Consider the following 22,063-nt stretch of genomic DNA (forward strand, 5'->3'; position numbering starts at 1 on the left):
CCGGCGCCCCGCGGGGCGCGGCCCCGAACCCCGTCCCTCAATCGCCGGACGGCCTGATTTTTCCACCCCGCCCGACGGCAAACTGCCGCCTGGTGTGCCGGGACGCGAAGGCCCGGGGCCGGTGCCGCGCTGCGGCGGCTGTTTTGGGGTGCCGGACTCCGTCCGTCGGGCGGTGGCCGTTTCGCGAGGGCTCTGGGGTCGGTGCCGCGCTGCGGCGGCTGTTTTGGGATGCCGCGCTCGCGCCGTCCGGCCCGGGGGCCTTCCGGGCTTCGTGCGGCTGCGCCGGACTCCGTCCGTCGGGCGGTGGTCGTTTCGCGAGGGCTCTGGGGTCGGTGCCGCGCTGCGGCGTCTCCTCGGGCGCCGAACGTTCGGGTAGCGCGTTGCTTCGTTGGGCTCGTTGCGTTCGACGCCCTGCGGGGAGCGCCCCAGCACGTCCCCTCCTGGCACCGTGACAGGCGAAACGGGGTGGCGCGCGCCCTGCCCGCCGGGATGCGGCTGTGGCTGTGGGCGCCGCCCCGTGTCCGGGGGCCTGGGGGCTTGCCGTCCTCGTTGGGCGCGGGGCAGGTTCCGCCCGGCCCCGCCTCGCGGACCACCGTGCCAGGAGGGGACGTGTCGGGGCGCTCCCCGCAGGGCGCCGAACGCAACCCGCCCGGACCTACTCAGTACCCGAACGTTCGGCGTCCGAGGAGACGCCCCGGCGCGGGACCGACCCCAGCGCCCCAGGCTTCCGCCCCCCGGACACCGCCCAGCCCCCGCCGCACCACACCCCCGTACCCCGAACGCACCACCCGCCGTGAACCCTCGCCGCTCCCGTGTCACCGTGGCCGTACCGCGTCCATGAATTCGGAGCCCCGTCATGGCAGATCTGCAGGACGACCCGCAATCCTCGTCCACCGCCGCGGTCGGCGAGCTCGACCGAATAGCGCCCGCGGCCGTCCCGAAGCGCACCGCGCCCGTGTCACCGGAGTCCGTGTCCGGGCCGGCGCCGGCCGCAGAACTCACCGAGCCCGAGCCCGAGCCCGAGCTCGCTGAGCTGGTGGCCGAGCCCGAGCCCGAGCCCGCGCCCGAGCTCGCCGAGCCGCAGCCCCCCGAGCCCCAGGACAGCCTCAGCCGCGCCCACGCCCTCCTCGCGGCGCACCCCGTCGCCGACGGGTACAACCGTCTCGCCTGGACCCTCGGCCAGCGCCAGTGGCACGACCTCGAACTGGGCGAGAGCACCCTGGACACCGACATCCCCCGCCTGCGCACCGGCGGCGTAGGTGCCCAGTTCTGGTCCCTGCTTGTCCCGGCGGAGTACGCCGGCGACCGCGCCATCAGCGCCACCCTCGAACAGATCGACCTCGTCAAGAAGGTCGTGGCGGCCTACCCCGAGGGCCTCCGCCTGGCCCTCACCGCCGGAGACATGGCCGACGCCCGCAACTGCGGCCGCATCGCCTCCCTCCTCGGCCCCGTCTCGGGACACGCCCTCGGCGAGTCCCTGGGCACGCTCCGCGCGTACCACGCACTCGGCGTGCGCAGCGTCGCGTTCGCCGGCACGCGCTGGGCGGGCGCCAAGGGGGAGGGGCTGACCCCCTTCGGCCAGGAAGTCGTACGGGAGATGAACCGCCTCGGCGTGCTCATCGACCTCACCGGCGCGCCGCGCGAAGCCGTGCACGGCGTGCTGTCCGTCAGCCGCGCCCCGGTCCTGCTCTCCCACTCCGGCGCCCGCGCCCTCACCGACACCCCCACGAACGCCTCCGACGACGTACTGCGCGCACTCACCCCCGACAAGGGCGTCTGCATGGTCGGCTTCGCCCCCGAACAGACCGTGCGCCGGGTGGCGGACCACCTGGACCACGTGCGCGAGGTGGCGGGCCCGGAGTGCGTGGGACTCAGCGGGATGTACGGGGCGGACGTGGCGGACGTACCGCACGCGGACGACCTCCGGGACGTCTCCTGCTACCCGCATCTCATCGCGGAGCTGCTCGACCGCGGCTGGGACGCGGCCGACATCGCCCTGCTGACGTGGGGCAACGCGGCGCGAGTGGTACGGGACACGGAGTTCACGTCCCGAGCCACCCGCCGACGCCGCCCCATCCCCACCGCGCCGTGACGCCGGTCGATCAGGAGGAGCAGAGGCAGAACGGGCCGCGGGCGGGGTCGGCGTAGTACCGCCACCCTCGCCCGCGGCCCGCCGCATCCAGCGGCTCCGCGCCGAGCGCGAGCACCCGTTCCTCCACCGCCTCGAGATCGTCGACCGACCCGGCGACGCCCATCCCCTCGTCGCCGCGTGGCGTCCCCGCCCAGCAGCTCCGTCACCGAGGACCGCGCGGGCGCGACCGCCCTGCGCCCGGCAGACCCGACGCCGCCTCGCACGCCTTGAGGCGCAGCCGGCTCCCGTCGGCGGTCTCCGCCGCGATGGCCACGGCGGTACGGAGGGCCAGCGCGGCAACCGCAGCCCGCCGGCACGCAGCCGCAGCCGGGCGAAAACGCACCAGCACCGCGCGAGCCGCACAAAGCCGGGACCACGCGAAGAGCGCCCCCTCGAGCGCCGGCCGCAGCCCGCGCCCGAGGGGGCGCCCTCAACCAGCAAACCGCTACGCCTTCGGCCGCCCCATGGCCCGGTACGTCCAGCCCGCCCCACGCCACAGCTCCGGATCCAGCGCGTTGCGCCCGTCCAGGATCAGCCGTACGGAAGCCACCTCGCCCAGCTCCTCAGGGTCCAGCTCCCGGAACTCGCGCCACTCCGTCAGGTGCAGCACCACGTCCGCGCCGCGCACCGCGTCGATGGCGGTCGGCGCGTATCCCAGGGTCGGGAAGAGGCGCTGCGCGTTCTCCATGCCCTTCGGGTCATAAACCGTCACCTGGCCACCCTGGAGGTGGATCTGCCCGGCGACATTGAGCGCCGGCGAGTCCCGTACGTCGTCCGAGTCCGGCTTGAACGTCGCGCCCAGCACCGCGACCCGCTTCCCCAGGAAGCCGCCGCTGCCGCCCACCGCCTCGCGCGCCAGCTCGACCATGTGTCCGCGCCGCCGCATGTTGATCGAGTCGACCTCGCGCAGGAACGTCAGCGCCTGGTCGGCCCCGAGCTCACCGGCGCGCGCCATGAACGCCCGGATGTCCTTGGGAAGACACCCGCCACCAAAGCCGATCCCCGCCCGCAGGAACTTCTTCCCGATCCGCTCGTCGTGCCCGATCGCCTCGGCCAGCTTCACGACATCGCCGTCAGCCGCCTCGCACACCTCGGCCATGGCGTTGATGAATGAAATCTTGGTCGCCAGGAAAGAATTGGCGGAGGTCTTCACCAGCTCGGCGGTCGGGAAGTCCGTCACCACGAACGGCGACCCTTCCTCGATCGGCCCGGCGTACACCTCGCGCAGCATCTTCTCCGCGCGCTCGCTCTCCACGCCGGCGACGATCCGGTCGGGATGAAGGGTGTCGTTCACGGCGAACCCTTCCCGCAGGAACTCCGGATTCCAGGCCAGCTCCGCGTCCGCCCCCACCGGCGCCAGCTCCGCCAGCAGATTCGCGAGCCGGGCGGCGCTGCCGACCGGGACGGTGGACTTGCCGACGACGAGCGCCGGCCGGGTCAGCTGCGGCGCGAGCGAGGCGAAGGCGGAGTCGACGTAACTCATGTCGCACGCGTATTCACCGTGCTTCTGCGGCGTGTTCACGCAGACAAAATGAACGTCGCCGAAGGCCCCGACCTCCTCCCAGGAGGTCGTGAAGCGCAGCCGCCCGCTCGATCCCTCGATCCCCGCGACATGCTTGCGCAGCAGCTCCTCGAGCCCGGGTTCGTACATCGGGACCTTGCCGGCGGCCAGCATCTCGATCTTCTCGGGCACGACATCCAGCCCGAGCACGTCGAATCCGAGCTCAGCCATGGCCGCGGCGTGGGTGGCGCCGAGGTAGCCGGTGCCGATCACGGTGATCTTGAGGGCCATGTGGGGAGCTCCAGAGAGGTACGGGCAGGCATTCGGCCCGAGCATAGTCGGGCAAGCCGGAGCGGACCTTTCCTCATACCGCCCCCTGTCGGCAAGCTCACGTATCCCTACAGCCGCCCCGCCCCCTAAAATTGGGGTTACTTAACGGTAGTTAGCATCCTTGGGGAGTGAGAGACCTTGGCAGGCTCGCCTGATTTCGACATGTACCGCCCGTCCGAAGAGCACGACATGCTCCGTGACGCGGTGCGCTCGCTCGCCGAGGCGAAGATCGCGCCGTACGCCGCCGAGGTCGACGAGGAGGCCCGCTTCCCGCAGGAGGCGCTGGACGCCCTGGTCTCCTCCGACCTCCAGGCCATCCACGTCCCGGAGGCCTACGGCGGTGCCGGCGCCGACGCGCTGGCCACGGTCATCGTCATCGAAGAGGTGGCGCGCGTCTGCGCCTCGTCCTCCCTGATCCCGGCGGTCAACAAGCTCGGCTCACTCCCGGTCATCCTCTCCGGCAGCGAAGACCTGAAGAAGAAGTACATGACGCCGCTCGCCAAGGGTGAGGGCATGTTCTCGTACGCCCTGTCCGAGCCGGACGCGGGCTCGGACGCGGCGGGGATGAAGACGAAGGCTGTCCGCGACGGCGACCACTACATCCTGAACGGCGTGAAGCGCTGGATCACCAATGCCGGTGTCTCCGAGTACTACACCGTCATGGCGGTCACCGACCCCACCAAGCGCTCCAAGGGCATCAGCGCCTTCGTGGTCGAGAAGTCCGACGAGGGCGTTTCCTTCGGCGCCCCGGAGAAGAAGCTCGGCATCAAGGGCTCGCCGACCTGCGAGGTCTACCTCGACAACGTCCGCATCCCCGCCGACCGCATGATCGGCGAGGAGGGCACCGGCTTCGCCACCGCGATGAAGACCCTGGACCACACCCGCATCACGATCGCGGCCCAGGCCCTCGGCATCGCCCAGGGCGCCCTCGACTACGCCAAGGGCTATGTCCAGGAGCGCAAGCAGTTCGGCAAGCCGATCGGCGACTTCCAGGGCGTGCAGTTCATGCTCGCGGACATGGCGATGAAGCTGGAGGCCGCCCGCCAGCTGACGTACGCGGCCGCCGCCAAGTCCGAGCGCGTGTCCGCCGGAGGTGAAAAGGAGGACCTCACCTTCTTCGGCGCCGCGGCCAAGTGCTACGCCTCCGACGCGGCCATGGAGATCACCACGGACGCGGTCCAGCTCCTCGGCGGCTACGGCTACACCCGTGACTACCCGGTCGAGCGCATGATGCGCGACGCGAAGATCACCCAGATCTACGAGGGCACGAACCAGGTCCAGCGAATCGTCATGGCGAGGAACCTGCCGTAGAACGGTTGTCTCCGAACCGCTCGAAGCGAGCAACGAACGCCCCTGCCAGGAAACGGCAGGGGCGTTCGTTGCTTGTCCCCGGGTGCACGGCGACCGCGGTCGCCGGATCGGGTGATTCGGGAGGGCGCCTCGCGTTCCCCGGCGACCGGGTGGGTAGACCAGCAGCCTGACCCCAGTGGAGAGGTGATCGGCATGACCGCCGTCCAGCTGCCGTCCTCGCGGCCCAGCTTCGCCGACATCAACGCGGACCTCGCCGCCGCCTGGTGTCACACCCCGTGGAGGGCCACCGACCTGAGCTTCGACGGAGAGGCGTACCACGGCGTCTACGACGTGGATCTCGCGGCTGATGTCAGCGACCGGGCGCCCTACCGGCCGGTGCTGCACGGGTCGGTCCTGGCACAGATCGTCTCGTATCACACGCTCGCCTCGATGCTGTACGCGTACGCCAACGGTGACCCGGTCTTCGCCGCGTTCCCCAAGGTGGGCCCGGCCGAGGTCCGCAGGCGCATGCTGGTCACGTCGCTCCAGCTGTCCCTGCACCGGCAGGTATCGGAGAGCCGGGTGCCGCTGAGGCTGACCGTCGACAAGTACACCGACAAGTGGGAGAGCCACCGGATGATGTTCGCCGCCATGTCTGTCGACATCGCGGGCGGCAAGCACACCGCCAAGCTGGAGGGCTGCTTCAACTTCCGCGACGCCGTTGACGTGTGACCACCGCGGCGGTCGGCTGGATAGGGTGAATTACTGACTTCTGCAATCGGAAGTGGTTGATCATGGCGGCAGCGCAGAGGCCCGGCATTCTGACGGCGGCGGCAGGCAATGCGGCAGACAATGACGCGGCCACGACCGCCGGCGCTGCTGCGGAACCTCTCGTTTCTCCAGTCAACTCACACAACGAGTGGGACCCGCTGGAGGAGATCATCGTCGGGCGTCTCGACGGCGCGACGATCCCTACCAACCATCCGGTCGTGGCCTGCAACATCCCCCCATGGGCGGCGCGGTTGCAGGGGCTTGCCGCCGGCTTCAAATATCCGCGCGTCCTGACCGAGCGGGCGCAGCTTGAGCTCGATCAGTTCGTCACTCTCCTGGAGTCCCTCGGCGTCACGGTCCGGCGCCCGGACGCCGTCCAGCACAGGCAACGCTTCAGCACGCCCGACTGGTCGTCGCGCGGTTTTTGCAACACCTGTCCGCGAGACAGCATGCTCGTGATCGGCGACGAGATCATCGAGACCCCGATGGCATGGCCGTGCCGGTATTTCGAGACCCATTCCTATCGCGCGATCCTCAAGGACTACTTCCGGCGCGGCGCGCGCTGGACGGCGGCGCCGAAGCCGCAGCTCACCGACGAACTCTTCGAGGCGGATTTCCGTATCCCCGAGGCCGGCGAGCCCATGCGCTACATCCTCACCGAGTTCGAGCCGGTGTTCGACGCGGCGGATTTCGTGCGCGCGGGACGCGACCTGTTCGTTACGCGCAGCAACGTCACCAATCAAATGGGCATCGACTGGCTGCGTCGCCATCTCGGCCCCGGCTATCGCATCCACGAGATCGAGAGCCGCTGCCGCATGCCCATGCACATCGACACGACGTTCCTCGTGCTCTCGCCCGGCAAGGTACTGGTCAATCCCGAATACATCGACGTCGACCGCCTGCCCGACGTCCTGCGCTCGTGGGACGTCCTGATCGCTCCCGAGCCCAACCCGATCGACGAGCGCCTGCTCAAGATCACCTCGATGTGCGGCAAGTGGCTCAGCATGAACATTCTCATGATCGACGACAAGCGGGTGATCGCGGAGCGGCACCACACCACCATGCTGCGCGCGCTGGAGAAATGGGGGTTCGAGCCGATCCCGTGCGACCTGCTGCACTACGCGCCGTTCGGTGGCTCGTTCCACTGCGCGACACTCGATGTCCGGCGTCGCGGCACGCTCGAATCGTATTTCGATTGACTAGTTGCCCTTGACCGTGACCTTTTCGTCGTTCTTGAGCTGCTGCACGAGCTGCGCGACCTTCGCCTTGTCCCAGACCAGGTTGCCGCCGCTGCTGCCCGAGATCGGGATGTTCATCGACGTACCGTCGCCGCCCGTGACGCCCTTCATCGCGAAGAACATCTGACTCAGGGACCACAGGCTCATGTCCTTGTCGACGATGAGCGTGTCCAGGCCGGCGCCCATGGTCGGGTAGAGCTTGAACGGGTTGAGGACCGTGCCCGGCGTCGCCGTCTGGCTTGCCAGGGCAGCGAGGAACTTCTGCTGGTTCTTCGTACGGTCCAGGTCGCTGCCCGCGAAGGCGTAGCGCGTACGGACGAAGGCCAGGGACTGCTCGCCGTTGAGGGTCTGCTTGCCGGCCTGGAAGTCCGCGCCGGACTTCTTGTCCTTGAACGCCTTCGGGATGTCCATCTCCACCCCGCCGATCGCGTCCACGATGTTGGCGAAGCCGGCGAAGCCGATCTCGACGTAGTGGTCGATGCGCAGGTTGGTGTTGTGCTCGACGGTACGGACGAGCAGCTCGGGGCCGTCCTCGGCGTACGCCGCGTTCAGCTTCACGCGCCGCCCCTGGGCCGGGAACGTCTTGCCGGACTCCGATCCGACGAAGGACGGGATCTCCACGTCCGAGTCGCGCGGCAGCGAGATGAGGGTCGGGCCGTTGGAGCCGTCGTGCAGGATCATCATCGAGTCGGTCCGCTTGCCCTCGGCCGACCCGGTGTGCAGCTTCTTCTTGTCGTCGGCCGTCATGCCCTCGCGGCTGTCGGAGCCGACGATCAGGTAGTTCGTGCCGTCACCGGCCTCCGGCCGCTCGATGACCTTCGCCAGGTCGACCTCGCGCTTGAGCTTGCCGTCGGCCCAGAAGTACGTGCCGATGGAGACGGCGAGGAGCACGACGACCAGCGTCAGTGATCCGAGCTTGATACGGCGTCTCCAGTCCGGCGCCGGGCCGACGCGCGGCCCGCGGGGCGGCCGGCCGCCGGGAGGCACGGACGCGGAGCGACCGCCGCCGTAGACCTGGCCGGTGTTGTAGCCGTCGCCGTAGCCGCCCTGGCCGTAGCCGTCGTCGTAACCCGGCGACTGCTGCGGCACCGGGCCGCGTACGGGAGGCACCGGGGCCGGGCCCGCGGGCGGCGGGACCTGGCCACGCTGCACGTGCCTCATCACCCGCGCGCCCTCGGGCTGCGCGCCGCCGCTGCCGCGTCCGTGCGGGTCGCTGCGGTCGTTCCATCCGTCCGGCCAGTCGCTCATGCGCAACAGTGTGCAGGTAAGAGGGGGGCGCCTTACAGGGCGGGTAGGAAATCGGGGCAGGGCTGTTGCAGAGCTGATGCAATGTGCGCCCCGCATAAGGTGGACGGCATGACAGACCAGCCCCAGCATCCGGAAGAAGACATTCCGGGCAAGCCCACCGCGGCCTCCCGCACCACGCTCAGCCACATCATGACGGGCAGCGACACCAACCTCCTCGGCACGGTGCACGGTGGCGTGATCATGAAGCTGGTGGACGACGCGGCGGGTGCCGTCGCGGGCCGGCACTCCGGCGGGCCGGCCGTCACCGCCTCCATGGACGAGATGGTCTTCCTGGAGCCGGTCAGGGTCGGGGACCTGGTCCATGTGAAAGCGCAGGTCAACTGGACGGGCCGGTCCTCGATGGAGGTCGGCGTACGCGTCCTGGCCGAGCGCTGGAACGAGTCGACCCCGGCCACGCAGGTCGGCAGCGCCTACCTCGTGTTCGCCGCCGTCGACGCGGACGGCAAGCCCCGCCGCGTCCCGCCGGTCGTACCCGAGACGGAGCGCGACCGGCGCCGCTACCAGGAGGCCCAGATCCGCCGCACGCACCGCCTCGCGCGGCGCCGCGCGATCAAGGAGCTGCGGGACAAGCGCGCCGCCGAGGGCCTGGACCTGGAGAACTGACGCAGTGCGGCACAGGCCCTACGGGCATACGACCTGGTCGCCGGTGACCGTACCGAACTCGCCCTGGTACGGATCGTCCGCCTGTACCGCCCGTACGCCCTTGAAGTCCGTACCCGCCATCACCTTCAGCAGCGGCCCCTGCCCCTCCACCGCCCGCAGCTCGCACCCCGGCAGCGCCGCCTGGAGTGACTTCGCCGAGCGGTCCCAGCGCGGGTCGTAGGTGACGAGCGTGCGCCGCACGTCGTTGCGGTCCGCGTCCTCGGGGGAGCGGGTGGTCCTGAAGCCGGTGGAGCGCAGCGCGTCGTCCACGCGCTTGCCCAGGCCCCGGGTCAGCGTCCCGTTGTAGACCTGTACGGCGACCTGCTGCGGTGCCACGTCGACCAGCGTCGCCCTCTTCTTCGGGCGCGGCGGCGCGAGCGGCTTGTCGTCGCGCAGGTTCTGGAAGAGCTTCTTGGACTTCGCCTCGTCCCACTTCACGGTCGAGCCGATGCCCTCGATCGGCGGATTGACGCCGGCGATCGGTACGGACGTGAACTCCGACGACGCGGGTGTGAACCCGCGCATCGCCTGCCCCAGGGCGAGGATCTCCTCCGTACCGAAGCCCTTGTCGGCACGCACGGAGCTGAGCAGCGTGGACGTCACCTGCCGGAACTTCACCGGGTTGAGCAGGACGCCGCTGGTGCCGGCCTTGGCGATGAAGGCGGCGAGGAAGCGCTGCTGGCGCTGCATGCGGCCGAAGTCGGCGGCTCCGTCGATGTGGCGGGAGCGGACGTACTGGAGGGCCTGGCCGCCGTTCAGCTGGTGGGTGCCGACGGGCAGGTCGAGGCCGGTGTAGTTGTCCTTGAGCGGGCGGACCGTGCACACCTGCACGCCGCCGATCACGTCCACCGTCTTCATGAAGCTGGTGAAGTCGACCTCCAGATAGTGGTCGATCTTCACCTTCGTCATGTGCTCCACGGTCCGCACCGTGAGCCCGGGCCCACCTTCCGCGTACGCCGCGTTGATCTTCGCGGGGTGCGCGTTGTGGTGCTTGCCCGTGGACTGGTCGGTGTGCTCGGGCACCTCCGCGTAGCTGTCGCGCGGCAGGCTCACGATGCTCGCGCGCTCCTTGTCGGCGGAGAGGTGCACCACCATGATCGTGTCGGTGCAGTGGCAGGGGGCGCCGCCCAGCCGGTACTTCCGCTTCTCCTCCGGCGTGATCTTGTCGCGGCCGTCGGTGCCGACGAGCAGAATGTTCGTGCCGTCGCCGGCCACGGGACGGTTCTTCATGTCCTTGAACGGGTCGACCCGTTCGATGCCCGTCTCCATCCCGGTGACGACCGCGTGACCGATGCCACCGGCGCACAGCACAAGGACCGAGATCGTGGTGAACAGGCGCATCGACCACTGCGGGCGCTCGTCCTGCCTTCGACTGCGGCCCGGCTGTGGACGGGGCGACTTGGGCACGTGGGACACCTCCGCGAAGGCAAGGGGGGATCACAGGCAACGTAAGCCCATACGATCAACGCCTCGGGCAGCGACGCGGCCGCCGTGCGTCCGTGTCCCCCATTCGCGGTAACGTGACCCCGATATGAACGCCACGCCCGCAGTCTCCGTGATCATGCCGGTCCTCAACGAGGAGCGGCATCTGCGCAACTCGGTCCGTCACATCCTGGAGCAGGAGTACGACGGCGAGATGGAGGTGGTGATCGCGATCGGCCCGTCTTCGGACCGGACCGAGGAGATCGCCGCCGAGCTGGTACGGGAAGACCCTCGTATCCACACCGTCCCGAACCCCACGGGCCGTACCCCCGCAGCGCTGAACGCGGCCATCAAGGCCTCCCGGCACCCCATCGTGGTGCGGGTCGACGGCCACGGGATGCTCTCTCCGAACTACATCGCGACCGCCGTCCGCCTCCTGGAGGAGACGGGCGCGCAGAACGTCGGCGGCATCATGCACGCCGAGGGCGAGAACGCCTGGGAGGACGCGGTCGCGGCCGCGATGACCTCCAAGATCGGCGTCGGCAACGCGGCGTTCCACACGGGTGGCGAGGCTGCGCCGGCGGAGACCGTGTACCTGGGTGTCTTCCGCCGCGAGGCCCTCGAACAGCAGGGTGGCTACAACGAGGAGTTCATCCGCGCCCAGGACTGGGAGCTGAACTTCCGGATCCGCGAGGCGGGCGGCCTGATCTGGTTCTCGCCCGAGCTCAAGGTCCAGTACCGCCCGAGGCCCTCCGTCAAGGCCCTGGCCAAGCAGTACAAGGACTACGGCCGCTGGCGCCACGTAGTCGCCCGCTACCACGCGGGCTCCATCAACCTCCGCTACCTCGCACCGCCGACCGCCGTCTGCGCGATCGCGGCGGGCATCGTCGTCGGCGCGGCGCTCACGCCGTGGGGCTTCGTGATCCCGGCCGGGTACCTGGCCGCGATCGTGGCGGGTTCGGTCCCGGCGGGCAAGGGTCTGTCGCTGAAGGCCCGGGCGCAGATCCCCGTCGCCCTGGCCACCATGCACATGTCGTGGGGCTTCGGCTTCCTGACCAGCCCGCGCTCGCTCGCGAAGAAGGTCATCGCGAGCCGCCGCCCGGCGGTCCGTACCACGACGGTCTGACGACCGAATTGCTGCCGACCACGGGTCGGCAGCACTTGTGGTGGTCTCGGCGACTCAGTCGGACCAGGTGAAGCCGGGCTGCACCTCCATGCAGGCATTGGCGTCGTCACCATTCAGGGCGCGGGCGGACTTGAGGGCCTCGTCCTTGTCCTTGTCGTCGTCCTTCGCCGCGGACTTGGGGTACGTGCTGCCGGTCCGCCAGTCCGCGCCCACGACAAGAGTGACGCCCGAGACATCGGTAGACCTCTTCGCCGAACTGAGCGGCAGGCCGAGCGACTTGGCAACCGCCTGGGCGTCACCCTCCAGGTCGACACTCGGGAAGTAGACCGTAGTGCGCTCCTGTGGATCGCGCTGAGGGTCAGCCTTGGCCTGGGTGAAGCCCTTCTCCGCGAGTACGTCGGCGACCTCGGTCGCGCGTCCCGTCGCCGCTCCGAGGGCGTCCGTGTAGGTGCCGTTCCGCACCATCACGCCGATCTCCGCGTCCGGCGCTGCCGGATCCTTCGAGGCTTTCGGCTTCTGCTTCTTCGAGGCCTTCCCGTCCAGCGGCGTGTCCTCGCGGACCATCTTGAAGAGCAGTTCGGCCTCGCCCGGCTTGGGGAGGACCCGGTTGTTGTCCGCCGAGGGCACCGACGGCATGGTGGTCATGGTGATCCGGGCCGTCGGGACCTTCTTGAGTTCCTCGCCGAGGTCGTACAGCTTCTTGACGGTGTCGAGCCGGTCGTCGACGGTGAGCGCCCGGGTGGCGGCCTCGGCCAACTTGCGCAGCTTGTTCGGGTCGCTGAGCTTGGTGTTCTTCTTCAGCTCGCGGACCATCGAATTCATGTACATGTGCTGGGCGTGCGTGCGGGCGAGGTCGGTGCCGTCCTCGAAGCCGTAGCGGGTGCGAAGCCACTGGAGGGCCTGCTCGCCCTTGATGTACGTCTCGCCCTTCTCGAGCTCCAGACCCGAGCCCTCGCCCTTGCTGTTGCGCGAGCGGACGTTGTCCGTGACGCAGACGGGGACGCCGCCGATGGCATCCGCCATGGAGACGACACCCGAGAAGTCGATCATCATGAAGTGGTCGATGGTGATGCCGGTCAGCTGGTACCAGGTCGCGACCGTGCAGCCCGGACCGCCGCGTTGGAGACTCGCGTTGGTCATGCGCAGATTCGTCGTCGCCGGGTAGACCTCGCCGGTTTCCGGGTCCGTGCACTTGGGCATCTTCAGCAACGTGTCGCGCGGCATGCTGATCACCGAAATGTTGCTGCGGTCGGCGGAGACGTGGAGCAGCATCTGTACGTCGGCGAGCGGCGGGCCGTCGAAGGTCTTCTTGGCGCCCCCGAGCCGCTTGTTCGCGTCGGAGTTACGCGCGTCGGAGCCGATGAGCAGAATGTTGAGCGGGGTCTGGCCCGCTGCGTTGACCTTGTGATCGACCATCGGCTTGTCGCCGAGGTTGAGTTCTTCCTTCTTCAGGTTGCCGTTGAGGTGGCGGTAATAGAGGTATCCGGCGCCGGCCGTGCCGAGTATCAGCAGGGACAGCACGGAGGCGACCCAGCGCAGTACCCGCCGCTTACCGCGTCTGCCGCGCCGGTGCGGGCCGCCGCGCCGCCGGGGCGGCCCGGTGCCGTCGGAGGTCTGGTTCGCGGGGGTCGGCGGCGTACCGTCCCTGTCCCCGGCACCCTCCGGCCCGCCCTCGTGCAGGCTGTCGTCCCAGCCTCTTCCGTCGGCGGCTCGGACGCCTCCCCGCGTCCGCGCCCCACGCACGGTGTTCTGTCCCACCCCTGGCCCCCCTGTTGTTCAGGCGCGCCGCATAATCCGGTGACCCGGTTTCACTTGGCGCAGATCTTCTGGTCTGCTTGAACCTTGTCCACCTCGGGCGCCTTCACCGGACCGCTGATGGGCACCCCTTCGCCCTTGAAGTCGGCGCCGAGAGTCAGCACCATCGGCTCCATCTCCCCTGCGTCCGCGCTGCCCTTCTTGAGCGCCGCGGCGGGCAGGCCCATCAGGTCCGCGAGCTTGCGCGCCTGGTCGGCCTGGTTCGGTGCGTACTCAAGACTAGTCTTAGCGATCTTCTCCGGGGCATTGCTCTTGTTCGTGGACTTGAGCACGCCCTGCTCGAGCTGGAGCCACCTGAGGGTGTTCTGCGCGGCCCCGGCGGTGTCACTGCCGTTGTAGACGTCGACACGAACCTCGGAGGCTTCGGCCCGCGGGCCCTTGAGCAGTGCGGCCTGCTTGCTCTTGGCGGCCTTTTTCTTCTTCTTCACGTCGGTGAAGGAGACGTCATTCTGCAGGGCGTTGAAGACCGGCTGGGCCTCGGTCGGGTGCAGAACGACGGTCGCCTTGACCGTCTCGGCAGGGTTGTCGACCACGGGGATCGTCGTGAAGGCGATGTTCTTGATGTTGATCCGGCCGAGCTCCTCGGCGAGGGCCTTCAGTTTCGGAACGTCACTGATTTCCTTGTTCACCGTCAGCGCCTTGGTGGCCGCGTCCGCGAGGTCGAACATCTTCTTCGGATTGCCGAGGGTGTCTTCCTTCATCTTGCGGATCATCGAGGCGATGAACTGCTGCTGCATCTTGATCCGGTCGAGGTCGCTCTCGTTGCCGAGGCCGTGCCGGTTCCTGACGAACGCGAGCGCGTCCTCGCCCTGGATCCTGTGGTTCCCCTCCGACAGGTTGAGCTGGGAGTACTTGCTGTCCTTGATGGGCTCGGTCAGACAGACGTCCACGCCGCCGATCGCGGTGGTCAGCGTCTTGACCGCGTTGAAGTCGGCCATCATGAAGTGGTTGATCGGGAGACCGGTGATCTTCTGGACCGTACGCATGGTGCAGCCCGGATCCCGGCCGTTCACGCCGAAGCTCTCGTTGAACCTCGTGAACGGCGTCCCCGGGATGACCGTCTCCGTGCCGTCCGCATGCTTGGTGGGGCAGTCGGGGATGTCGGTCTTCAGGTCGCGGGGGATGCTCAGGGCGGTCGCGTTCGTACGGTCTGCCGAGACATGGAAGAGGAAGGTCGTGTCGGCGTGGCCGGTCGAGTTCTTCTTGTCCCCGTAGCCTTCGTTGCCCGCGCCGGTGCGCTTGTCGGTGCCGATGATCAGGATGTTCATCGGCCCGTCCGTCGAGGCGCCGTTGGCCGCGTCACCGACGTCCACCGAGTCGATGTTGCCGTTGAGGCGGTCGTACACGAGGTACGCGCCGACCGATACGCCGACGAGTACGAAGCCCATGACGCCGCCGGTCCACAGCAGCGCCTTCTTCTTGCCGGACTTCTTCGCCTTGCGCTTTCGACGGCCGGCCTGCGGCGCGCCGCCGTCGCCGCCGGAATCGCGCGAGCCGCCCGCGCCCCGGGTGCCGTTCGAGGCCCGTCGGCTGCGCTGGACGGGGACTTCGCGCCGGGGGCCTGCGGTCCGCTCACGGGTGTTCGTTCTCGACGCAGCTCTCCGGGGCGGGGCCGCCGCAGGCGATCGCCCAGCGGATTGGTCCAGTCGCAATTCGTAATGACCGGTGTCCGGGTTGAGAACCCACTGGTCTGCGGGGTCGATTTCGTCCGCCCGCCCACGGTTTTGCGCATCCACGGTTGCTTGAGTCCTCCGTCGGGTGCCACATGAGGCGCCTCCCCCAGGCCCTCTGGCGTTCGTTCCAGCAGTGCGACCTCAGGGCCGGAAGCACCGGATCGCGTCACACTATCTGCCCAGTTCAGCGTGGGGCGACGTCCGTGACAAATTCCACTGGCCTTACAACTGGGCAATACGCCCAATCCGTTCTGTTGCCGGTCAGGCTTTGGCTATCGCTTTACTCGCACTCGTCGGTGGCGGCATTGCTGCCGGTGAAAGTCGGCGTCGGATTCGGGCTCGCCGACCCCGAGTCGTCCGGCTTCTCATCTGCCGGGGATTTGTCGTTCTTATCCGGCTTCTCGGAGCCCGCTGGCACGACCGAAACGGGCGCGTCCTCGCGCAGCTGCTTGAACAGACGGCTCGCGTCCGGCTCCACGAGCTCATCGCGGTTCGGGTCCTGAGCGTACGGCTGACGGGGCACCGTCATGAACTGCACCTGTTCGGTGGGGATGTCCCGCATGCCGCGCACCAGGTTGTACAGGTCCTTGAGCGAGTCGAGCCCGGGATCGGTCGTGAGGGACTTCGTCGCCGCGTCCAGCACCGGGTAGAGCCTGGTCGGATTGAGCAGTACGCCGTTGCTCTGCACCTTGTTCACCAGCGCGCCGAGGAACCGCTGCTGGCGTTCCATGCGTTCGGTGTCGCTGCCGTCGCCGATGGTCTTGCGGGCCCGTACGAAGCCGAGGGCCTGCTCGCCGTTCAGCTTCTGGCGGCCCTTGTCCAGCCGGAGCAGGGCGTCCTCGTCGTCGATCGGCTCCTTGAGGCAGATCTCGACGCCGTTCACCGCGTCGACCATCCCCTTGAAGCCCGCGAAGTCGATGACCATGTGGTGGTTCACCCGGACGCCGGTGAGCCGCTCGACCGTACGGATGGTGCACGCCGTGCCGCCGAGCTCGAACGCCGAGTTGAACTGGGTGGATTGCTTCTTCGTGCGCGTGCCGTCGGCCTTCCGGCAGCTGGGGATGTCCACCATCAGGTCGCGCGGCAGCGAGACGGCTGTCGCGCTCTTACGGTCCCCGGCCAGGTGCAGCAGGATCGTCGTGTCGGAGCGCTGGGTGCCCTGGTCGGGCCCGTACTTGCTGTTGCCCTTGCCGGAGCGCGTGTCGGACCCGATGAGCAGGATGTTCTGGGCGTCCAGCGCGATGGGCGTGGGGCGTTCTTTCTCGTACGCCTCCAGCTCGGCGGCGGCGTTGGTGTCCGTGGTGATGTTGCCGTCGAGCTTCCGGTAGAGCCACCAGCCGACGCCGGCCGCGAGGAGGAGAACGAAGGAGGCGCCGAGGGCGGTCCAACGAAGCCAGCGCGGATGTCCGTTGGCGTCGCCCTCTGCCCCAGCACCCGCACCAGCACCCGCACCCGCGCTCAGGTCCTCGTCCGCACCTTCCGTGGTCGGGGTGTCCGGTCCGGAGGGCGTGCCAGCACTGTCGGTCACGTCTGCGTCCATCCTTACGGAGTCGGCGGCGCGCTGTGGCCGCCGGTCGCAGGGGTAGACGGCTGAACCTCGCGCTTGGTTGTGCGGTGCGTACCGTCGATCATCTACCGGAGTTGGCGCTGCGGGGGGAGGGCTCGGCAGCCGGTGGGCCGGACGGGTGGCCCTCAGGGCGCTTGTAGTACCGCCGTGTTGGTGACCCGCTCGTTCTCGATCCGCTTGGTGAGGCCCTCTTCGGAGAGCTGACCGAGATTCCGGCACAGCACCACGGAACCGCCGACGGCGAGCGGCGCGAACAGTCCCGAGGACAGCCCCTCCCACGTGTCGTACTCCAGCCCCGACAGCAGCCGCGCCCCGGATCCGAGCCCGAGACTCGCCGCGTCCGCGCGAGCCCGCTCGACCAGCTGGGCGCCCGTGAGCTCCGTACCGCCGACCCGCAGCGCGGGCTCGTCCGGGTCGACGGGGGCGTACGGCGCGAAACGGTCGCCCTGCCCCGGCACCTCGACGGCGTAGTCCGCGAATCCGGCGGGCGGCTGCGGGAAGCGGCCGCCCAGCGGCCGCAGGGCGAGCGCCACGCGCTCCCCGCCGCAGGCCCGCGCCTCCTCCAGCGTGTCGGGTCCGCTGACCACCAGGTCGGCGCCGGCCGGGTCCCCGCCCACCTCCGCGACCACACCGACGGACGAACAGGCGAGCAGCCAGACGGCGGTCTGCCAGTGCGCGGGCAGCAGCAGCGCGAGTCGGTCGCCGGGTGCGGCGGCGAGGTCGCCCTGGAGCAGGTTGGCGGTCTTCGCCACCCAATTGGCGAAGGTGGCGACGGACAGTTCTACGCGCTCGCCGGTGGCGTCGTCGTAGAAGGTGACCAGGGGCTGGGCGGGGTCCGCGGCGAGCGCGGATCGCAGCAGGTCGGCGGGGGTGCGATCGGTGGCGTTCACCCGCGCAAGAGTACGCCGGTGCCTTCGCGCGGAGGCCGTGCGGCCCGGGCTCGGGAGGGCCGCCCGTACACCGGTTCGGCCGACGCCCCGTCAATTCCCCAATGGACATATTTATCCACTTATGCCCAAGATCTACTGCATGCGTGCATTCCTTGCTTCCGCGATCGGAGTCGCGTGCACCGCCGCTCTGGTCCTGCCCACCGCTGCCAACGCCGCCCCGGCTCCCGCTGCCCCTACGAGTACGGCGCCACCGGGCTTCACCCAATCGCTGCCACTCGCGCCACTCCCACCACACGACGTTCCCGGGACCGACCGGGCCGCGGGCACCGCGCCACAGGGCCTGCCGGAGCGCGACACCAGACCGTTCTCGCTGGTCGGGGTGGTCTGGGACGACGTCGAAGCCGAACTCCACGGCACGGTCCAGGTCCGTACCCGCGCCACCGGGACGGGCGCCTGGACCGGCTGGCAGTACCTGGAGACGCACAACCACGAGCACGCCGCCGACCCCGGTACGGCGGAGCGCGAGACGGGGAAGGTGCGCGGCTCGACCGCGCCCCTGTGGGTGGGTGACAGCGACGGCGTAGAGGTACGGGTACGGCCCGAGGGCGCCGCGACTCCTCGCGGCGCCACCCCGCTCCCGTCCGGACTGCGCCTCGAACTGGTGGACCCGGGCGACGACCCCCCTGCGGGCACGACGACAACCGCCAACGAAACCACCGAAGCCACCGAAGCCACCGAAGCCGACGCGGCCGGCGACGCCGCCGACAGCAACGCCGACGACACCGCGGCCCAGACCGCCACCGAAGACGACGCGGACGACCCCCGGACCACGGTCATGACCGCGGAGGACGCCGCGGCCTCGGCCGTCAACGCCGATCTCGCACCGCTCGGCGCCACCGAAGTCCCGGCCCTCAGCAAGGCGGAGACGGAGGAGCAGACCTTCGTCCTCGGCGGCGGAAAGCCCCGCATCGGGCCGCGCCCGCGCATCGTCACGCGCAAGGGATGGGGCGCGAACGAGCAGCTGCGCGAGCGCGACTTTGCCTACACGCGCCGCGTCAAGGCGGCCTTCGTGCACCACAGCGCGACCGGGAACAACTACAGCTGCTCGCAGGCCGACTCAGTCCTGCGCAGTATCTACCGCTACCACGTCAAGAGCAGTGGCTGGCGCGACTTCGGCTACAACTTCGCCGTCGACAAGTGCGGAAACATCTACGAAGGCCGGGCAGGGGGTGTGGCAAAACCCGTCCTGGGGGCGCACACTCTCGGTTTCAACAGCAACAGCACGGGCATCGCCGTCCTCGGAACCTACAGCAAGGCCAACCCACCCGCCGTCGTGGTCAACGCTGTTGCCCGCCTCACCGCCTGGAAGCTCGGCCTGTACGGCGCGAACCCGCGCGCCACGACAACGCTCAAGTCCGGGGGCGGCAACCGGTACAAGAAGGGCACCATCGCCAAGCTCAAAGTCATTTCCGGACACCGGGACGGAGTAACCACCGACTGCCCGGGAGGCCGCCTCTACAACAAGCTCGACGAGGCCCGGGACGCCTCGGCCCGCCTTCAGGGCCGCTGACGGGCGGGCCGGGGCGTATCGAACGGTCTGCATACACTGGCCTGCCCGTACCCGGCCGGCCCCAGCAGGAAGCAGAGACGACAAGGTGACTGAAGCGATCCTCCTGGTCGGCGGCAAGGGCACCCGGCTGCGCCCGCTCACCGTTCACACACCGAAGCCGATGGTCCCGGCGGCAGGCGTCCCCTTCCTGACCCATCAGCTGGCCCGCGCGCGGGCGGCCGGAGTCGAGCACATCGTGCTCGCGACGTCGTACCTCGCCGAAGTCTTCGAGCCCTACTTCGGCGACGGCTCCACACTCGGCCTTCACCTGGAGTACGTAACCGAGCAAGAGCCCCTCGGCACCGGCGGCGCGATCCGCAACGTGGCGTCACGCCTCCACTCGTCGCCCGACGACCCGGTCCTCATCTTCAACGGCGACATCCTCACCGGCCTGGACATCGGCGCCCTGGTCTCCACTCACACCGCATCCGGCGCGGACGTATCCCTCCACCTCACCCGCGTCGAGGACCCCAGAGCCTTCGGTCTCGTCCCCACCGACCCCACGGGCCGGGTAACGGCATTCCTCGAAAAACCCCAGACGCCCGAAGAAATCGTCACCGACCAGATCAACGCGGGGGCGTACGTCTTCCGCCGCTCGGTCATAGACACGATCCCCGCAGGCCGCCCCGTCTCGGTGGAACGCGAGACCTTCCCCGACCTCCTGTCCTCGGGAGCGCACCTCCAGGGCATGGTCGACTCGACGTACTGGCTGGACCTCGGCACCCCGCAGGCCTTCGTCCGTGGCTCGGCCGACCTGGTCCTGGGCCGGGCCCCGTCCCCGGCGGTACCGGGCCGCTGCGGCGACCGCCTGGTCCTGCCGACGGCGTCCGTAGCCGGCGACGCGAAGCTGACCGGCGGCACGGTGGTGGGCGAGGGCGCGGTCGTCGGCGAGGGCGCCCGCATCGACGGCAGCGCACTCCTCCCCGACTGCGTGATCGGGGCGGGCGCAGTGATCACCGACTCCCTCATCGGCGCGGGCGCCAGGATCGGCGCGCGTACGGTCGTGTCCGGCGCGGTGATCGGGGACGGCGCGACGGTGGGGGCGGACAACGAGCTGCGCGAGGGCGTACGGGTGTGGTGCGGCGCATCGCTCCCCGACGCCGCGCTCCGCTTCTCGTCGGACCAGTAACCGCGCGGACGCGCGTCGGCCAGGGGCGGCACCCCGTAGGCTCGACCCCAGCAGCTCCCACCACCGCCCCACCAAGGACCGCACCCGTGTCAGGCCGCTTCGCGCCCCGCCCCGTCACCCGCACCCCGGTGCGGGGCGGCGACACGGCGACGCCGCCGACGGTCCCGCACCAGAGCGCACCCACACCTGCCGACGGCGAGACGGTCGCGCGCACCCGGACCTGGACACCCCCGGGACCGCTGGACCTCGCCCTGGTACTCGGCCCACTCCGCCGCGGCCCGGCGGACCCCTCTTTCCGTACGACCCCCGACGGCGCCTTCTGGCGTACGTGCCGCACGCCGGCGGGCCCGGGCACCCTGCGGATAGCGGCACGCGACGGCGCGGTGGAGGCCAAGGCCTGGGGCGAGGGCGCCGACTGGCTCCTGACCCAACTCCCGCCCCTCCTGGGCTCCTTGGACGACCCGTCCACCTTCGTGCCGCGACACCGCATCGTCGCCGAGACATGGCGCCGCCGCCCCGGCCTGCGGCTGGGCCGCACCGGCCTGGTCCTGGAATCCCTCATTCCCTCCATCCTGGAGCAGAAGGTCACGACGGACGAGGCGTACCGGGCGTGGCGCCTGCTGCTCCGCAAGTACGGCGAACCGGCCCCGGGCCCGGTGGACGGCCGTATGCACGTCATGCCTTCCGCCCGAACCTGGTCCCTCATCCCGTCCTGGGAGTGGCACCGCGCGGGCGTCGACAGCAAGCGCTCGGCGACGATCCTGCGGGCGGTACGGGTGGCGAGACGCCTGGAGGAAGCGTCCAAGATGTCCCTCGACGACGCCTCGGCCCGCCTGCAACTGATCCCGGGCATCGGCCCCTGGACGGCGGCGGAAACCCTCCAGCGCAGCAACGGAGCCCCCGACGCGGTGTCGGTAGGCGACTACCATCTCCCCAGCACGGTCGGGTACGCCCTGGCAGGCAACCGCAACGCGGACGACGCGGCCATGCTCGAACTCCTGGCCCCGTACGCGGGCCAGCGCCACCGAGTGGCCCGCCTGATCCTCCTCTCAGGCCAAACCCCACCCCGCCGCGCCCCCCGAATGACCCCGCGCAACATAGCCGCCCTGTAACCCCTGGCACCCACCACCAACCCCTGCCGCCCGGTGCGTCGAGAGGCACAGCTTTCCCTTGGCGTCGGCGCCTGCGCCCCGGTGGCCACTCCTCGGCGCTGCGCGCCGCGCTTTCCCACCCGGCCCGCTGAGAGGCGCAGCCTTCCAGTGGCCAGTCGCCCACCGCCGCCTGCGGCCCCGCGGTCGTTTCAGATGCCCCCGGCGTTGAGCGGGGCGTGCGCCCCGCTTCGCGTGCCGCGGTGCCAGGAGGGGACGTGTCGGGTCGCTCCCCGCAGGGCGTCGAATGCAACGGGCCCGAACAAATCGAGTGCCCGAACGTTCGGCGTCCGAGGAGACGGCCCGGCGCGGCACCGACCCCAACGCCCCAGCACAGAGGGGGCGTGCGCCCCGCCCCGCTTCGCGTGTCGCGGTGGCAGGAGGGGACGTGTCGGGTCGCTCCCCGCAGGGCGTCGAATGCAACGGGCCCGAACAAATCGAGTGCCCGAACGTTCGGCGTCCGAGGAGACGGC

At 69.8% G+C, this 22,063-nt stretch carries 16 protein-coding genes and 1 pseudogene; 9 read left to right on the top strand and 8 right to left on the bottom strand.

Translation table 11 applies throughout. The annotated features are described in order from the left end of the window. Positions 1-856: 856 nt before the first annotated feature. Positions 857-2,092 (top strand): dipeptidase, encoded by a 1,236-nt coding sequence (locus ABZX79_RS21720; protein WP_355259975.1) that lies wholly within the window; start codon positions 857-859, stop codon positions 2,090-2,092. A 10-nt stretch (positions 2,093-2,102) separates the two neighbouring features. Here ABZX79_RS21720 and ABZX79_RS21725 read toward each other — a convergent pair. After that, positions 2,103-2,240, bottom strand: a pseudogene (locus ABZX79_RS21725) (VOC family protein); the annotation flags it as partial. 336 nt (positions 2,241-2,576) lie between these two features. Continuing rightward, on the bottom strand, positions 2,577-3,923 hold the full coding sequence (locus ABZX79_RS21730; RefSeq protein ID WP_355259978.1) for a UDP-glucose/GDP-mannose dehydrogenase family protein: 1,347 nt from the start codon (positions 3,921-3,923) through the stop codon (positions 2,577-2,579). 177 nt (positions 3,924-4,100) lie between these two features. Between ABZX79_RS21730 and ABZX79_RS21735 the strand changes: the two genes are divergently transcribed. The 3 genes from ABZX79_RS21735 (at position 4,101) to ABZX79_RS21745 (ending at position 7,222) form a co-directional block, all read left to right on the top strand. After that, positions 4,101-5,273 carry an acyl-CoA dehydrogenase gene (locus tag ABZX79_RS21735; RefSeq protein ID WP_355259981.1) on the top strand — a complete coding sequence of 391 codons (1,173 nt, stop codon included), beginning with the start codon at positions 4,101-4,103 and terminating at the stop codon, positions 5,271-5,273. Between the two features lie 192 nt (positions 5,274-5,465). After that, entirely contained in the window at positions 5,466-5,984 is a 519-nt protein-coding gene (locus ABZX79_RS21740; RefSeq protein WP_355259984.1) for a hypothetical protein, read from the top strand. Positions 5,985-6,046: 62 nt separating this feature from the next. After that, positions 6,047-7,222, top strand: coding sequence for an amidinotransferase (locus ABZX79_RS21745; protein WP_355259987.1), 1,176 nt, complete (start codon positions 6,047-6,049; stop codon positions 7,220-7,222). Here the strand turns inward: ABZX79_RS21745 and ABZX79_RS21750 are convergent, their stop codons facing one another. Next, complete coding sequence (locus ABZX79_RS21750; protein WP_355259990.1) at positions 7,223-8,509, bottom strand: LCP family protein; 1,287 nt, start codon at positions 8,507-8,509, stop codon at positions 7,223-7,225. Between the two features lie 108 nt (positions 8,510-8,617). Between ABZX79_RS21750 and ABZX79_RS21755 the strand changes: the two genes are divergently transcribed. Beyond that, entirely contained in the window at positions 8,618-9,172 is a 555-nt protein-coding gene (locus ABZX79_RS21755) for an acyl-CoA thioesterase (RefSeq protein ID WP_355259993.1), read from the top strand. A gap of 18 nt (positions 9,173-9,190) precedes the next feature. On the opposite strand, the gene ABZX79_RS21760 is transcribed toward ABZX79_RS21755, so the two are convergent. Continuing rightward, the gene (locus tag ABZX79_RS21760; RefSeq protein ID WP_355260097.1) at positions 9,191-10,552 is read right to left on the bottom strand and encodes an LCP family protein; all 1,362 of its coding nucleotides are present in this window, start codon (positions 10,550-10,552) and stop codon (positions 9,191-9,193) included. 190 nt (positions 10,553-10,742) lie between these two features. On the opposite strand from ABZX79_RS21760, the gene ABZX79_RS21765 reads away from it, so the two are divergent. After that, complete coding sequence (locus ABZX79_RS21765; RefSeq protein ID WP_355259996.1) at positions 10,743-11,759, top strand: glycosyltransferase family 2 protein; 1,017 nt, start codon at positions 10,743-10,745, stop codon at positions 11,757-11,759. 54 nt (positions 11,760-11,813) lie between these two features. On the opposite strand, the gene ABZX79_RS21770 is transcribed toward ABZX79_RS21765, so the two are convergent. The 4 genes from ABZX79_RS21770 to ABZX79_RS21785 all read right to left on the bottom strand — a co-directional run bounded on the left by ABZX79_RS21770 (position 11,814) and on the right by ABZX79_RS21785 (position 17,704). Then, a complete protein-coding gene (locus ABZX79_RS21770; protein ID WP_355259999.1) occupies positions 11,814-13,517 on the bottom strand; it encodes an LCP family protein in 1,704 nt (567 codons plus the stop codon). A gap of 50 nt (positions 13,518-13,567) precedes the next feature. Then, complete coding sequence (locus ABZX79_RS21775; protein ID WP_355260002.1) at positions 13,568-15,310, bottom strand: LCP family protein; 1,743 nt, start codon at positions 15,308-15,310, stop codon at positions 13,568-13,570. 217 nt (positions 15,311-15,527) lie between these two features. Further along, a complete protein-coding gene (locus tag ABZX79_RS21780) occupies positions 15,528-16,787 on the bottom strand; it encodes an LCP family protein (protein ID WP_355260004.1) in 1,260 nt (419 codons plus the stop codon). A gap of 152 nt (positions 16,788-16,939) precedes the next feature. Further along, the gene (locus tag ABZX79_RS21785; protein ID WP_355260007.1) at positions 16,940-17,704 is read right to left on the bottom strand and encodes a TIGR03089 family protein; all 765 of its coding nucleotides are present in this window, start codon (positions 17,702-17,704) and stop codon (positions 16,940-16,942) included. A gap of 139 nt (positions 17,705-17,843) precedes the next feature. On the opposite strand from ABZX79_RS21785, the gene ABZX79_RS21790 reads away from it, so the two are divergent. The 3 genes from ABZX79_RS21790 (at position 17,844) to ABZX79_RS21800 (ending at position 21,554) form a co-directional block, all read left to right on the top strand. Continuing rightward, positions 17,844-19,274 carry a peptidoglycan recognition protein gene (locus ABZX79_RS21790; protein WP_355260010.1) on the top strand — a complete coding sequence of 477 codons (1,431 nt, stop codon included), beginning with the start codon at positions 17,844-17,846 and terminating at the stop codon, positions 19,272-19,274. A gap of 85 nt (positions 19,275-19,359) precedes the next feature. Beyond that, a complete protein-coding gene (locus ABZX79_RS21795) occupies positions 19,360-20,442 on the top strand; it encodes an NDP-sugar synthase (protein WP_355260013.1) in 1,083 nt (360 codons plus the stop codon). An 86-nt stretch (positions 20,443-20,528) separates the two neighbouring features. Then, positions 20,529-21,554 (top strand): DNA-3-methyladenine glycosylase 2 family protein, encoded by a 1,026-nt coding sequence (locus ABZX79_RS21800; protein ID WP_355260016.1) that lies wholly within the window; start codon positions 20,529-20,531, stop codon positions 21,552-21,554. Positions 21,555-22,063 lie beyond the last annotated feature (509 nt).

The sequence above is a fragment of the Streptomyces sp. NPDC002994 genome (assembly GCF_040611155.1).
Taxonomy (GTDB): Bacteria; Actinomycetota; Actinomycetes; order Streptomycetales; family Streptomycetaceae; genus Streptomyces.

Coding starts and splice junctions, on each gene's coding strand:
- ABZX79_RS21720 (WP_355259975.1), top strand. CDS start 857: ATGGCAGATCTGCAGGACGACCCGCAATCCTCGTCCACCGCCGCGGTC.
- ABZX79_RS21730 (WP_355259978.1), bottom strand. CDS start 3,923: ATGGCCCTCAAGATCACCGTGATCGGCACCGGCTACCTCGGCGCCACC.
- ABZX79_RS21740 (WP_355259984.1), top strand. CDS start 5,466: ATGACCGCCGTCCAGCTGCCGTCCTCGCGGCCCAGCTTCGCCGACATC.
- ABZX79_RS21745 (WP_355259987.1), top strand. CDS start 6,047: ATGGCGGCAGCGCAGAGGCCCGGCATTCTGACGGCGGCGGCAGGCAAT.
- ABZX79_RS21750 (WP_355259990.1), bottom strand. CDS start 8,509: ATGAGCGACTGGCCGGACGGATGGAACGACCGCAGCGACCCGCACGGA.
- ABZX79_RS21755 (WP_355259993.1), top strand. CDS start 8,618: ATGACAGACCAGCCCCAGCATCCGGAAGAAGACATTCCGGGCAAGCCC.
- ABZX79_RS21760 (WP_355260097.1), bottom strand. CDS start 10,552: ATGCGCCTGTTCACCACGATCTCGGTCCTTGTGCTGTGCGCCGGTGGC.
- ABZX79_RS21765 (WP_355259996.1), top strand. CDS start 10,743: ATGAACGCCACGCCCGCAGTCTCCGTGATCATGCCGGTCCTCAACGAG.
- ABZX79_RS21780 (WP_355260004.1), bottom strand. CDS start 16,787: ATGGACGCAGACGTGACCGACAGTGCTGGCACGCCCTCCGGACCGGAC.
- ABZX79_RS21790 (WP_355260010.1), top strand. CDS start 17,844: ATGCGTGCATTCCTTGCTTCCGCGATCGGAGTCGCGTGCACCGCCGCT.